Here is a 13,640-nt window from a genome sequence, read left to right on the forward strand (position 1 = left end):
AAGAATTATAGCATGAAGCTCAGAGGAATCCACGTTAAAGTACCAAATATTCGGCTAAAGGTCAATAAAAAGAAAACGCTTTTCATCACATTGCCGGAAAATGCTGTGATGAAAAGCGGTCTTTTGGTTAGGGATAGAAGCTCCCAAAGACTTATCGTTATTCTTTATCTGTTAGTGCTGCCTCCACCGAGGCTGGAAGAGGCTGCTTGTTCGCTTCACCGGAGGACGGCACGGAATGAAGGCCTTTTTTCCCAGTGGTAAGCCCCTTGATTAACTGTTCCACATCAATACCGGATACACTCTTCAGCATCTCGGGCGCCGTAGCCATCAGTTCGGTGACATAATTACTGACACGCGCTGCTCCTTCTCCTTTTCCTGTATCAACTACGGTGAGTTTATCAATGGACGCAATCGGTTCGGCAATACGTCCAGCCAGATCAGGCAACATTTTTACGATAATATCAAGCACGGCAGCCTCTCCAAACTTCTGGAACGCCTCCGCCAGTTTTTCCTTGGCCTCCGCTTCTGCAAGTCCACGCAAACGGATGACATCTGCGTCTGCCGTACCTTTGGCGCGTTCGGCATCCGCTTCTGCTTGCCCGTTTAGACGTTTTTGTTCAGCTGACGCTTTAGCCTGTGTCTCAATCGAGTATTGCAGTGATTCAGCCTCACGCATTTTACGCGATTTATCTGCTTCCGCCGCTTGTTCGACCGCATACCGATCGGCTTCTGCCTTCTTTTTCACTTCCGCATCATATTGCTTTTCACGTACCTGTATTTCCTTGGATTGAAGGTCAATTTCCCGTTCTTTGCGCACCAGCTCGACCTTCATCTGCTCCTCGACGGCAGTCTGCTTGGCACGGGCCTCCTGGATGTGATAAGCCTGATCGGCTTCTGCCTTCGCTGTATCCTGTTCTTTTTTAAACGAAGCCACTTTCAGTTCTTTCTCTTTGGCTGCCTCGGCAATGTTGGTATCTCGCAGCAGTTCGGCCTTCTGGCCTTCCTGTTCCGCACGCGCCTTCTGAATCCGGGCATCCCGCACAGCTTCGGCTTCCGCAATCTCAGCATCCCGTTTCACAGCGGCAATTCTCGGCTTACCAAGCGCATCCAGATATCCGTGCTTATCACGCACATCTTTGATGGTGAATGAAACAATTTGCAAGCCCATTTTTTTTAGATCACGAGCAGCCACGCCCTGTACTTCCTGCGCAAACCGATCCCGATTACGATAAACTTCCTCCACTGTCATCGAGCCGAGGATTGCGCGTAAATGCCCTTCCAGCACTTCCTGAGCCTCTCCCCTAAGAGCCTCCAGTGGCTTCCCGATGAACTGTTCGGCTGCTGTAGCCACATCTTCAATAGAACTGCCGACCTTGATGATCGCCACACCATCCGCAATCACGGGAACTCCTTGCTCCGTATACACTTCCGGTGTGGTTACGTCCAGTTTATGGGATAACAGAGAGATGAATTCGGACTGCTGGAAAATAGGCCAAATGAAGGCCCCCCCGCCGCGTACAATTTTAATTTTACGTCCAGAGTCATCCTCGGAAATATTTTTATTTCCCAGAAAAGAACCCGTCACAATCATTCCTTCATCCGGCCCTACCGTTTTGTAGCGGGCCCAAAAGGCGATCCCTAATATGACAATAACGATAACAACAATCCCAGGGACCAGCACAATATCTTGCAAATTTGACACTCCCGATCACGCTCCCTTCAAGTTAAGCGAATGCGCCGTCTAGGTGTCCAGGTACGCTACGCGGACGACGCCCTCTGCGACCTCAACCACGACGATACGGGTTCCCGCAGCAAGCGGTTTGTGATCGAAGCTCGATGCTGTATGTATGGTGTTGCCTGCACCCAAGCGGATCATAACCTCCCCGTAACCAACCTCAGGAACAGGAATGGTGACCTCACCAATCCGGCCATTCAGCTCACGCATGGAGAAGCCGCTGGAAACCTCCGAATTCGTCATGGGTTTGATAAACGCAAAGAACACGAGTATTCCGATGACAAACGAAATCCCTAAAGCAAGCACGACGACCCATCCCGTGCTCAGCCCGGTATACTTTGTCAGCAGTACTCCAGCTCCGCCAAAAGCGGTCATGGCTCCAAGTAAAACGACAGGTCTGAACCAATCAAGGCCCGGCAGCTCCAATGCACCATCCAGCCAACTACCGAGTACATCCCCGATCAGCACACTGACCACGGTAAAGATAGCGCCCCCTGCCAATAGCCACCAAAATATGATTTCCATTCGACTCCTCCTTCCATGTACCTTTTCAGTCTGGTTTCCAGTCTATAACTATGTTTACGTATTCAATCTTAAAAAGTTTCAAAATTTTCCTCCAATATCCCAAATCAAACCCAAAAAAGCACGTTCGTACGTCTAATGACGCACAAACGTGCTTTAAATGATACAAATGTCGTTTTACAGGGATGCTTTGTAAATTTCGACTACATCTTCGCGATTGAGCTTGTTAAAGCCACCAAAAGATCCGAATTTCACAGCTTTATCAGCCATAACATCGATTTTGGACGCATCAATCTCGTAATCAGCCAGACGGCTTGGTGCACCAATCGAGTTCCAGAAATCACGCAACGCCTGAATACCTTCCAGCGCCACTTCCTCATCACTCTTGCCTTCTGGGTTTACATGGAACACATTGACCGCCAATTGTTTGAAGCGTTCAGGCTTCACATGCAGATTGTGTTTCATCCAGTTCGGGAACAGAATAGCCAGTCCTCCACCATGTGGAATATCATAAACAGCAGACACCGCATGCTCGATATTGTGAGTAGCCCAGTCACCTGTTAGCCCCATGTTCAGGAAGCCGTTCAGCGCCATCGTACCACAATACATAATTGTTTCACGCAGCTCGTAGTTTTCCAGATCGTTGACCAGACCTGGAGCCGCGTCCATTACCGTACGCAAAATCGTTTCGCACCAGCCAAGTTGGACCGGAGTATTGGATTCCAGATGGAAATAATGCTCCAGCGTGTGTGACATCATATCTACGATTCCGTAAACCGTTTGATTTTGCGGCAGTGAGTATGTGTTCACTGGATCAAGAATAGAAAACGCAGGGAACGCAAATACGCTGCCCCAGCCCAATTTTTCCTGTGTTTTTTCATTTGTAATAACAGAACCCGCATTCATTTCAGAACCAGTGGCTGCCATAGTTAAAACCGTACCTAATGGCAATGCTGCCTGTGGTGCCGCTTTACGCTCTGCAAAATCCCACATGTCGCCATCATATTTTGCACCAACAGCAATGGCTTTGGAACAATCCAGCACACTACCGCCTCCTACAGCCAGAACGAGGTCGATTTGATGTGTTTTACACAATTCCACGCCTTTATGTACTGTAGATAAGCGAGGATTCGGTTCCACACCAGCCAGTTCCGTTACCTCTGCACCGATTTCACCAAGCAAACCTATTACATTATCATACAAGCCGCTGCGCTTAATGCTGCCGCCGCCATATACAAGCAATACACGTTTACCATATTTAGGAACTTCACGCTTGAGAGCCTCCAATTGTCCTTTACCGAAGATCAATTGTGTAGGATTATAAAATTCGAATGCTTTCATCGCAAACGCTCGCCTCCAATAGTTCTAAAGTTTAATATTAAGAAACTACTCTATTATAACCTTTTCGGTTACAGGAAACAAATCTGCTTTGTTTTCAGAAAAAAACCACACTCCTTGAGGAGCATGGTTCCATGTCATATCTTGGGAGGGTTCTCGTAGTATAGTATGTGCTTCGCAAGCAATTTTATTCTCCCAAAGTATATCCCAATTGTTTCATAAAACGACCAAAGGCCTGCTGTCCGGACGGATTCCGTTTATATACTCCTGCATGCTCTAAAATTTCACTGAATTTCAGTCCAACCTCATTTTGTATGGTACGAACAGCCGTCTCCTTGTCAGGCAAACGACCGAACCGAGTGTTTAACTGGTAAATCCAGTCTGCATGCTTAAACAGCGGATGTCCTTCTTGCTGTACAGCCACAGCCAGTTTGTCATCCCCACACAAAATATCTGCAATTCCATCCAGTTCATCCTTGAGCCGCCCCGGTAATATGGCAAGTCCCATAACTTCGATCAGACCGATATTTTCCTTCTTGATGTGATGCATCTCGCGGTGAGGATGAAAAATACCTTCCGGGTACTCTTCACTCGTTCGGTTGTTGCGCAGTACGAGATCCATCTGATACCTGCCTTCGGAATCACGGCGCACAATCGGCGTCACAGTATTATGCGGAATCGTTTCCCCCTCTTGCTCTGTATGAGAGAGGACATCAGCTACAGGATCACTATAAGCTTTCCAGGCTTCAAAAGCAGCATTTCCCGCTTCCAACAGCGCCTCGGCATCTGTTGACGTAAAACGGATGACCGACATCGGCCAATTTACAATCCCTGCTGTAACCTGCGGGAACGCTTCATTATGGTATACGCCGTCCACACCCGCTTTTTCAATTGGGAATGTATGACGACCACCCTGAAAATGATCATGGGTCAGAATCGATCCGCCGACAATCGGCAGATCCGCATTGGAGCCAATAAAATAATGCGGAAACGCTTTCGTAAAGGCCAGTAATCGGCGCAGTGTATCCTTCGTGAGCTTCATCGGTACATGATTATGATGGAACACGATGCAATGCTCGTTGTAATACACATAGGGTGAATATTGAAAAAACCACGGTTCCCCATTCAATTCCACCGGAATGATACGCAAATTTTGACGGGACGGATGATTTACTCTTCCTGCATATCCAACGTTTTCACGGCATAATTGACACTTGGGATAAACAGGCGGCGGCAAAAGCTTCGCCATCGCAATTTCCTTGGGACTTTTTTCTGGCTTGGACAAATTAATCGTAATTTCCATATCTCCGTAAGATGTCGACTGATTCCAGTACACATTGCTGGCAACCCGATCCATTCGGATGTAGTTCGAATCGATAGATAATTGATAAAAAGCATCAGTCGCCGCCTCTATGCCACGTTCAGCCTCCGTTTGATGAAAGTCACGGATGACTTCAGATGGTCTCGCCATCAGTAGGCCCATAATTTTGGAATCCAGCAAATCACGATACGTATCTGTGTTTTCGGGGATAAGGCCTATGGCAAAACCATAATCTATCAATACATTAAGCACAGGCTGGAGGGCTTCAGGGGCCATAATGCCCCCTACATCCCTACCTGAATAAGGCTCGGAAAAACCAAACTGATCCAATAACAAATTACGGCTGTAATCTGTGTCTTGCGGACCGACCAAGCCCTTATTTTGTGCGAATGCAACCAGTTGCTCCACCGCATATAGAGCCGACTGCTGTACAGTTTCGTCGATGTCATGGGCCAGATGCCGGGAATGTTCCCGGCCTTGGCCTTTATCTGCAGATTGGCGCTCGCTCATATGTCATCGTCTCCCGTCTATTCGTCGCCGTAGCCGTGAGGGTGCGACTGATGCCATCCCCATGCTCCGCTAATAATATCCTCCAGTTGGGTACGCGCTGGACTCCAGCCCAACACCGAACGAGCCTTGTCAGAAGATGCAACCAATATCGCTGGATCGCCTGCGCGGCGAGGTTCTGTCACAACTGGAATCTCGAGCCCGGTGACCTTGCGTGCTGTCTCAATTACTTCTTTCACAGAGAAGCCCTGTCCGTTGCCCAGATTGAACACGTTGCTGTCATTGCCTTCGCGCAAATAATTTACTGCACGCACATGAGCATCCGCCAGATCACTTACGTGAATGTAATCCCGAACACATGTGCCGTCAGGTGTCGCATAGTCCTCACCAAACACAGCGATGTGTGGACGCTGTTTCAAGGCTGTCTGGAGCACCAATGGGATCAGATGACTTTCTGGTCGGTGATCTTCGCCGATCTTGCCGCTCTCATGCGCACCAGCCGCATTAAAATACCGTAAAGACACATATTTGATGCCTAAAACTTTATCAAACCACGACATCATGCGCTCCATCATCAGCTTTGTTTCACCATACACGTTGGTTGGCTCTGTACGGTCACCCTCTTCAATCGGTACCTTTTCCGGTTCGCCGTAGGTAGCCGCAGTAGAGGAAAATACAATTCGGCGCACTCCGGCATCTTTCATCGCCTCCAACAAGCTCAGCGTGCCAAATACATTGTTGTCGTAATATTTACCAGGATTTTGCATACTTTCTCCAACCAGCGAGTTGGCTGCAAAATGGATAACTGCATCGATACTATTTTCAGAGAACAGTTTGGACAGTAATTCTTTATCCCTCAAATCCCCTTCATACAACTTGCCCCCAAGCAACGCTGCTTTGTGCCCGGTTTGCAAATTATCCAGCACCACAACTTCTTCTCCCAGATCCAACAATTCTGCTACGGTATGTGAACCGATATATCCAGCTCCACCTGTTACTAAAATGGCCATGTTATTCGTCCTCCTTCAGTTCTTTAACTCCGTCTCCTGCCTTGCATACATAAAAGCTGGCTTCCAGCCCTGTGCGGGTCTGATAAGCTTCGCCGACTTCCTTCACAAAACGTTCAACATCGTCCTCATGAACCAACGAAACCGTACACCCTCCAAATCCAGCTCCCGTCATACGAGCACCCAACGTGCCAGGAATGCGTCGGGCTTCTTCAACCATGACGTCCAGCTCCGTGCAGCTGACCTCATACAAATCGCGTAATGAATCATGAGAAGCATTCATTAACTGACCAAAAGCTGCAAGTTCATTCGCCGCGAGAGCATCGACAGAGGCCAATACACGAGCGTTTTCCTCCACCACATGCTGTGCCCGCCGACGCACTGTTTCGTCCGTGATGTGGTGCTGAAGCTCTCCGAAACGCGTCTCATCCAGCTGAGCGAGGTATTCCAGTGACGGCTCCTGCTGCTGCAAAATGGACAGTGCTTCGGCACATTGGCTACGACGCTCGTTATAGGCCGAGTCCACCAAACCGCGACGCTTATTTGTATTGCCGATCACCAACTTATAATCTCCCGTACGGAATGGAACTTTGCGGTAATCCAACGTATCGCACATCAGTAGAATTGCATGATCAGCTGCTCCGTTCGCTACAGCGAACTGGTCCATAATGCCGCAATTGACACCAACGTAATTGTTTTCTGCTCGCTGGGACAACAAAGCGATTTCGACCGTATCTGTTTTCTGTTTTTCAATAGTGAGGAACGCGTATCCTGTAACAACCTCAATGGAGGCTGAAGAGGATAATCCAGCACCGTTCGGTATTTCTCCGTGATAGAGCAGGTCATATCCCTTAGACGGATAAACTCCCTTATCAGCTAGCTCTACCAACACGCCCACCGGATAGTCCACCCACTCATCCGTTTTGTTTTTACCTATTTCTCCGCGGGAGATAGATACTTCATACGACAGGTTTGTCGAAGCAAAATGAATCTCATCATCATTACGCGCACGAAGGATCAGCGTCGTTCCAAATTCCAGCGCAGCCGGGAGTACATAACCACCATTATAGTCGATATGCTCTCCAATCAGATTGACACGTCCAGGTGCATGAAATATCCGCAGTTCATTGCTGCTTTCACCATATTTTTTAATAAAATGTTTCTTTAATTCAGTAGAGTTCATATCCGCATCCACCTCGTATACCGTTAGTAAAGGCCACCTGATTTCCCTGTAACATCTTAATCAGGTTGACATCTCTTATGATTTCAGTATAAATGAAAGCGTCACACAATGTAATGCATCCATGTGTTTAAGCTATGGATAAATGTGACTTGGATATGTACAATGTAAGTATACCGCATACGCTAAACTATTCACAAATGCAGGAAGGATGACCCTATTTTGCAAACGCATTCATATAGTTATGCTGTCGCCTCTAATCCAGTGTTTTATGAAAATAGCCCACTGCATGTGCTTTTTGCAGGAGAGAGCCAAACCAAATCCGGTCATGCCGTAGGGCCGAAAATCTATGATTACTATCTGCTCCACTTTGTAGAATCGGGCAAAGGCATCTTCCGAACGGAACAGCACACATATCAGCTTGAAGTAAACGATTTTTTCCTTATCCATCCTGGTCAGCTGGTGAGCTATACCTCTGATGAAGAGGAACCGTGGCGTTATCGTTGGTCTGCGTTTACTGGACACCATACTGAGCAGGTGGTGCAGGAGGCAGGGTTGCGTGTTCACCAGCCTGTCTTCCATGCTTCCGATCAAAGTCCAATCCCCGGTTATTTGAAGCAAATGCAATTGGCCTTTTATAGCAGAAAATCTAGTTCTCATTTATCAGCCTTGGGCTATTTGTATCTGATTATGGGGGAAGCAGGCAATTACCTGAGCGACTGGACTGATCCGTCCGGGGCGGATTCACAAATTCAACGTACAGTCAAGCAGATGGTGCAATATATGTCCACTCAGTACGCACATCCCGTTTCCATTGAGCAAATGTCTGAAGGACTTGGTTATAACCGTGCGTATTTGTCACGGATATTCAAAAAGGAAACGGGCATCTCCCCCGTCACCTATCTGCTTAAGCTAAGAATTGACAAATCACGTCAACTGCTGCGTGAGCGTCCTGAACTATCGGTAGAGCAAGTGGCCGCTTCGGTCGGACTAACTGATGCCTTATATTTCTCACGTCAATTCAAGCGCTTCTGTGGTCAGTCTCCAACCGAGTACCGAAGCAAGGTTAAGCAGTATCCACAGTCGTAAAACAGACTTAAACAGCCCGCATCCTTTAAACGGATACGGGCTGTTAATTTATATTGTATAAGAGAACACGAAATTAGGCCGATGACTACAAATTAACTTTCGCCATTAGGCTGTGCCGCCGCCCTGTCAGTTCCCGGCATTCAGAATCGAATCAATCCGATCCAGTTCCTCCTGAGAAAAGTCCAGATTGGATAAAGTAGCAACATTTTCTTCAATTTGGCTTACACGGCTTGCCCCAATCAAGACAGAGGTCAGACGTTCGCCGCGCAGAGCCCAGGCCAGCGAGAATTGAGCCAAACTTTGTCCGCGTGCAGCAGCCATCTGATTCAGGGCGCGTACCTTGCGAAGTGTCTCTGGCGTCACATGGTTCTCATTCAGGAAAACCGATGTACTCGCTGCACGTGAATCCTCAGGAATTCCGTTCAAATATTTATTGGTCAGCAATCCCTGCGCCAGCGGGCAAAAGGCAATGCTGCCTACCCCGTTTTCGTCCAGTACATCTTGTAATCCATTTTCAATCCAGCGGTCAAGCAAGGAGTATTTCGGCTGATGAATCAGAAGCGGTGTTCCCAGTTCCTTCAGAATGCGAGCTGCTTCCGCTGTTTGCTCCGCACTATAATTGGACACACCCACATACAGCGCTTTGCCAGAACGTACGATATGATCCAGTGCTCCCATCGTTTCTTCCAGCGGCGTATCAGGATCAAATCGGTGAGAGTAGAATATATCGACATAGTCCAGCCCCATCCGCTTCAGGCTCTGATCCAGACTAGATATCATATACTTGCGAGATCCCCAGTCTCCATAAGGCCCTGCCCACATATTGTAGCCCGCTTTGGTGGAGATGACCAACTCATCCCGGTACGGTTTCATATCACTGGCTAAAACTTGTCCAAAAAATTCCTCAGCTGATCCCGCAGGAGGGCCATAGTTATTAGCTAAATCAAAATGCGTAATTCCCAGATCAAAGGAGCGGGTAATCATGCTACGGCCATTCTCCGCGTTGTTAATCCCGCCAAAATTGTGCCACAAGCCCAGCGAAATAGCGGGCAGTTTTAGACCTGATCTCCCTGTACGGTTATATTTCATACTTTCATAACGATCTTCGCCAGCTAAATAAACCATGCTATCCCAGCCTCTCTCGAAACATTGTAATGTCCATCACAACATCATCATAGCGCTTTTATCCAGGCGTTGACAAGAAAACGATTACAAACCTAATTGATGAGCAAGTTTTTCCATAACTTTACCGATTGGATCAGTGATTAAAAGATCCGCCTTATGATCATACGAGGTCGGATCTGTATTCAACAGCACCGTATGTTTACCACGAAAATAAGTAATCAAGCCCGCAGCGGGATGTACTGTCAGCGACGTTCCTCCAATTAACAGCAGATCAGCCTGTGAAATAGCCTGAACGGATTGAATAATGGTATCCTGATTCAGCTCCTCCTCATATAAAACGACATCCGGTTTGATAATTCCTCCATCTATCGGACATTTGGGTACAACCTCAGAGCTGTTCATCACTTCATCTAGACTGTAAAAGCGTCCACATTCCATACAGTGGTTGCGATGTACCGAGCCATGAAGTTCTAGTACATTCACACTACCTGCAGCCTGATGTAAACCGTCAATATTTTGGGTCACAACCGCTTTTAGACGGCCTTGTTTTTCCAATGACGCGAGGAAATGATGACAACCGTTCGGCTCCGCATCGGGATGCAGCATTTTGCTGCGATAGAAGTCGAAGAACACCTCAGGATGCTTCACAAAAAATGAACGGCTCAGCATAACCTCAGGGGAATAAGGCAATTTCTCCTCACTTTGATACAGGCCTGCTGCCGAACGAAAATCCGGAATACCGCTTTCCGTCGATGTGCCTGCTCCGCCGAAAAAAACAACATTCTGCGATTGCTGTATCCATTCCGCCAACGTATTAACTTTCATACCCTACGCACCTCCAGTTCTTCATATCCACGAACAACCTTATCCGCATCCAGTAAATGACCAGAACGTTCTGCTTCTGGCGCAAATCCAATAGCGAGCCGCACTCCGGCACGCTTGCCCATCTGCATGTCCCCATTACTGTCTCCGATGACTACCACGTCCGCCGGCGACAATCCTAGTAATGCGCAGGCTTTTTCAGCCATTTCCGGGTCAGGCTTACCGTATGTAACCCTATCATGTCCGATAATCTCGTCAAAATAAGATGTCAGCCCCATCCACTCCAAATGCTCCTGTGCAGCCTCGGTACTGTCAGAGGTCACAACTGCCAGCTTCAGCCCGGCATGGCGGCTTTGCTCCAGCAATGTCCGCAATCCTGGAAACACCTTCGCTGCCCGATGTCGCCGAATATCAGCCATCGCCGTTTTATTAAAGTCGCGGACAAGCCGCACAGCCTCATTCCACGGTACACCAGCAGTATAAAGCTGCCAAGCCAGTACCCCTGTACTTTCGTCCACCGTCCCCACGGCCAGCGGGCCAGAAGGATCGTAACCGATCACACGCCCCTCCTGATCGTGAACAGTACCTAGAACGGTACCTTTTTCCACCGTAAAACCGGCACCCGCCACGGCAAGATGCTGCTCCATCATATCCAGTATAGAACGAGCCCAGGGGCCCCACAACTGAATAAAATCCAGCAACGTTCCATCTTTATCCAATAGAATACCACGGCATGGGTACCGCTCCCCCTGCACGATCAGCTCAGACATGCAGCATACCTCCTTTACTGATTCTTAGGAGCCACATCCACACTTTCTTTCATCCAGTCCTGTAAAGCCGTTACCGTCTGATTCCATTGCTCGACAGCGCTAATTTTTGCAGGATTATCCCCTTTTTGGGCACCATAACTGCCGAATTGAGCATGATTACCCCCTTCGACTGTAAAATACAGCGTGTTGGCTGGTAAATAAGTTCTACCACTTTGGACATTTTCCATCTGGACGACTCCATCATCACTTCCCAGTAGAGAAATAACAGGCAGATTTTTATCCTTTAAATTTCCTTTGTTATCCGGGTAGGAGGCAAGGAAAAATACACCTTTGACCTGATCAGGATGCGCAGCTGCATATCGGGCCGCCATCACTCCACCTAACGAATGACCTCCAATAACAAACGCTTCTTTCGGATATGCCTTTAGCACTTCATTCGCTAGATCCGGGGAGATCAATGCAAGGTTGAGTGGCATTTTTGCAATAATCACATGATGACCCTTTTCCGCCAGACGGCGTGCCAAAGGCGCATAGCTTTCGGGCTTCACCAACGCCCCTGGATACAAAATGACTCCAGCTCCGCTTCTTTTTACAGGCTCAAAACCAACCCAATGTTCTTGTTCATTTACTTTCACAGCATCCGCTACTTCGGCTAATGCAGCCGCCGCCGTCTCGTCAGGCTGATAAGGCGTAAATACCTTCCATGCTCCCCACCCTGCTATCAGTGCAATAATAATCAGGATGCCTAAGAGAACTTTCCATATTCTCCGAGGACCACGTGTCCCATATGAATTGTATGATCTTCTTGTTCTTCTTCTCATTGTAAAAGTCCCTTTCGTCTTTCGTACCTCGTAATTCGTAATTTGAATATAAAATGTGCCGCTGTATTCTCAGCGTAACTATAGCCTTGTTAGGGTAACATCGTTGCACATACAGGGTCAAATCAGCATACATTTCCAGGTATTAGCCCGTCTTTGTCTGGTGTTCAAGCTTTCGCCACACAATAAGGTTATGATAACGCTTACTATTGTGAATAAAATCACAATGATAAAGTCCAGAGTATCGTACCTTGTTCCTTGTAAAGAATTATTTTTTAAATAGTTTATTCGGCAGAAGCCGCTCGGAGGGAAACACATGACGACAAGCCATGATGTACAAGGGGAAAGCTTCTTTCTCAATTTGCGATTTCTGTTGATCATATGCGTATTTGCAGGAAATGCTCTGGAACCTCTAGTCGGTTCATTTCATATTGCTCAACAATGGTTCAGCTGGATATTCATGTTTCATATGCCGTTGTTTGTACTCGTTACAGGCTACTTTGCCCAAACATCTTTGACCGGATCTGCAGGCCGAAAAGTTCTGCTTCAGATCGGTATGCAATATCTTATTTTTCAATCGCTCTATTCGATCTTGGATGTTGCGCTCTTCCACGTTCCCCATATCCATCATTCGTTCTTTGCTCCTTATTTGCTACTCTGGTTCCTTGCCAGCCATATCTGTTGGAGACTGCTAATGCTGTCTTTTCAGAAAATACCACCTGTCCTCCAATTGGGTATATCCGTGCTGCTCGGTATCCTCGTCGGGTATCTCCCTGTGGATGGTATATGGCTGAGCGTATGCAGAACCTTTGTTTATTTGCCTTACTTTGTAGCAGGTTATCATTTGAATTATGCGGACGTTCGGCGGTTCTTCACAGCTCCAGTCCGCATAATCGCTGGCTTTATATCTCTTCTGCTTATGGTACTGGCGGGAACGTCGTATTTCGACATCCCGGCAGGCTGGCTGTATGGCAATATGACTTACGGTGAATTGGGCCATACCGAATGGTACGCAGGAATTTACCGCATCGGCATTTATGGAGTTCAATGGATAGCATCCATGGCGTTCCTAAGCTTTGTTCCAGCTGTCACAGGACGTATAACCGAGATGGGAAGACGGACACTATATGTCTTTTTACTGCATGGCTTGATCGTCCGTACCGTCGTTGCGAAGGGAGTCTACGAATATATAGACACTCCAGTGGAAGTCATGTTGATTGTGGTGTGTGCTGCTGGTCTGTGCTGTATGTTGACCATGCCTTGGGTTCGAACTGCAACACGACCTCTGATTGAGCCACAGGTAGAGTGGATGCTAAGGCCAGCTCCTTATCCCTTTAGACGGTCCGCGTAATTTTTTTATCCATTTTTTATTTAACATTGAACACGCCACAACCCACTTACAGACC

The 13,640-nt window shown here is 47.6% G+C and carries 12 protein-coding genes; 2 read left to right on the plus strand and 10 right to left on the minus strand.

From position 1 onward, the window contains the following. Positions 1-157 precede the first annotated feature (157 nt). From MKY98_RS18985 to MKY98_RS19010, 6 genes are all read right to left on the minus strand, one after another. Positions 158-1,693, minus strand: coding sequence for a flotillin family protein (locus tag MKY98_RS18985; RefSeq protein ID WP_069012481.1), 1,536 nt, complete (start codon positions 1,691-1,693; stop codon positions 158-160). Between the two features lie 48 nt (positions 1,694-1,741). After that, positions 1,742-2,260: a protease gene (locus MKY98_RS18990; protein WP_069012480.1), complete on the minus strand. Its 519-nt coding sequence runs from the start codon at positions 2,258-2,260 to the stop codon at positions 1,742-1,744. Positions 2,261-2,434: 174 nt separating this feature from the next. Then, complete coding sequence (locus MKY98_RS18995) at positions 2,435-3,598, minus strand: iron-containing alcohol dehydrogenase (protein WP_069012479.1); 1,164 nt, start codon at positions 3,596-3,598, stop codon at positions 2,435-2,437. Between the two features lie 184 nt (positions 3,599-3,782). Then, a complete protein-coding gene (locus MKY98_RS19000) occupies positions 3,783-5,426 on the minus strand; it encodes a UDP-glucose--hexose-1-phosphate uridylyltransferase (RefSeq protein ID WP_029515708.1) in 1,644 nt (547 codons plus the stop codon). A 17-nt stretch (positions 5,427-5,443) separates the two neighbouring features. After that, positions 5,444-6,433, minus strand: coding sequence for a UDP-glucose 4-epimerase GalE (gene galE, locus MKY98_RS19005; RefSeq protein ID WP_013311504.1), 990 nt, complete (start codon positions 6,431-6,433; stop codon positions 5,444-5,446). A 1-nt stretch (position 6,434) separates the two neighbouring features. Beyond that, the gene (locus MKY98_RS19010; RefSeq protein ID WP_029515710.1) at positions 6,435-7,613 is read right to left on the minus strand and encodes a galactokinase; all 1,179 of its coding nucleotides are present in this window, start codon (positions 7,611-7,613) and stop codon (positions 6,435-6,437) included. A gap of 219 nt (positions 7,614-7,832) precedes the next feature. Here MKY98_RS19010 and MKY98_RS19015 point away from each other — a divergent pair, with 219 nt between their 5' ends. Further along, positions 7,833-8,699, plus strand: a complete 867-nt coding sequence (locus MKY98_RS19015; protein ID WP_069012478.1) for an AraC family transcriptional regulator — start codon at positions 7,833-7,835, stop codon at positions 8,697-8,699. 126 nt (positions 8,700-8,825) lie between these two features. Here the strand turns inward: MKY98_RS19015 and mgrA are convergent, their stop codons facing one another. From mgrA to MKY98_RS19035, 4 genes are all read right to left on the minus strand, one after another. Continuing rightward, the gene (gene mgrA / locus MKY98_RS19020; protein WP_039272878.1) at positions 8,826-9,824 is read right to left on the minus strand and encodes an L-glyceraldehyde 3-phosphate reductase; all 999 of its coding nucleotides are present in this window, start codon (positions 9,822-9,824) and stop codon (positions 8,826-8,828) included. Between the two features lie 84 nt (positions 9,825-9,908). Next, entirely contained in the window at positions 9,909-10,649 is a 741-nt protein-coding gene (locus MKY98_RS19025) for an NAD-dependent protein deacylase (protein ID WP_039272876.1), read from the minus strand. Further along, entirely contained in the window at positions 10,646-11,416 is a 771-nt protein-coding gene (locus MKY98_RS19030; RefSeq protein ID WP_069012477.1) for an HAD family hydrolase, read from the minus strand. The genes MKY98_RS19025 and MKY98_RS19030 overlap by 4 nt, the downstream gene beginning before the upstream one ends. 14 nt (positions 11,417-11,430) lie before the next feature. Beyond that, positions 11,431-12,237 carry an alpha/beta fold hydrolase gene (locus tag MKY98_RS19035; protein ID WP_039272872.1) on the minus strand — a complete coding sequence of 269 codons (807 nt, stop codon included), beginning with the start codon at positions 12,235-12,237 and terminating at the stop codon, positions 11,431-11,433. A 313-nt stretch (positions 12,238-12,550) separates the two neighbouring features. On the opposite strand from MKY98_RS19035, the gene MKY98_RS19040 reads away from it, so the two are divergent. Further along, on the plus strand, positions 12,551-13,585 hold the full coding sequence (locus MKY98_RS19040; protein ID WP_069012476.1) for an acyltransferase family protein: 1,035 nt from the start codon (positions 12,551-12,553) through the stop codon (positions 13,583-13,585). Positions 13,586-13,640 lie beyond the last annotated feature (55 nt).

Origin of the sequence: Paenibacillus sp. FSL M8-0228 (genome assembly GCF_038007385.1) — a bacterium.
GTDB lineage: Bacteria > Bacillota > Bacilli > Paenibacillales > Paenibacillaceae > Paenibacillus > Paenibacillus polymyxa_D.

Coding starts and splice junctions, on each gene's coding strand:
- MKY98_RS18990 (WP_069012480.1), bottom strand. CDS start 2,260: ATGGAAATCATATTTTGGTGGCTATTGGCAGGGGGCGCTATCTTTACC.
- MKY98_RS18995 (WP_069012479.1), bottom strand. CDS start 3,598: ATGAAAGCATTCGAATTTTATAATCCTACACAATTGATCTTCGGTAAA.
- MKY98_RS19000 (WP_029515708.1), bottom strand. CDS start 5,426: ATGAGCGAGCGCCAATCTGCAGATAAAGGCCAAGGCCGGGAACATTCC.
- galE (WP_013311504.1), bottom strand. CDS start 6,433: ATGGCCATTTTAGTAACAGGTGGAGCTGGATATATCGGTTCACATACC.
- MKY98_RS19010 (WP_029515710.1), bottom strand. CDS start 7,613: ATGAACTCTACTGAATTAAAGAAACATTTTATTAAAAAATATGGTGAA.
- mgrA (WP_039272878.1), bottom strand. CDS start 9,824: ATGGTTTATTTAGCTGGCGAAGATCGTTATGAAAGTATGAAATATAAC.
- MKY98_RS19025 (WP_039272876.1), bottom strand. CDS start 10,649: ATGAAAGTTAATACGTTGGCGGAATGGATACAGCAATCGCAGAATGTT.
- MKY98_RS19030 (WP_069012477.1), bottom strand. CDS start 11,416: ATGTCTGAGCTGATCGTGCAGGGGGAGCGGTACCCATGCCGTGGTATT.
- MKY98_RS19035 (WP_039272872.1), bottom strand. CDS start 12,237: ATGAGAAGAAGAACAAGAAGATCATACAATTCATATGGGACACGTGGT.
- MKY98_RS19040 (WP_069012476.1), top strand. CDS start 12,551: ATGACGACAAGCCATGATGTACAAGGGGAAAGCTTCTTTCTCAATTTG.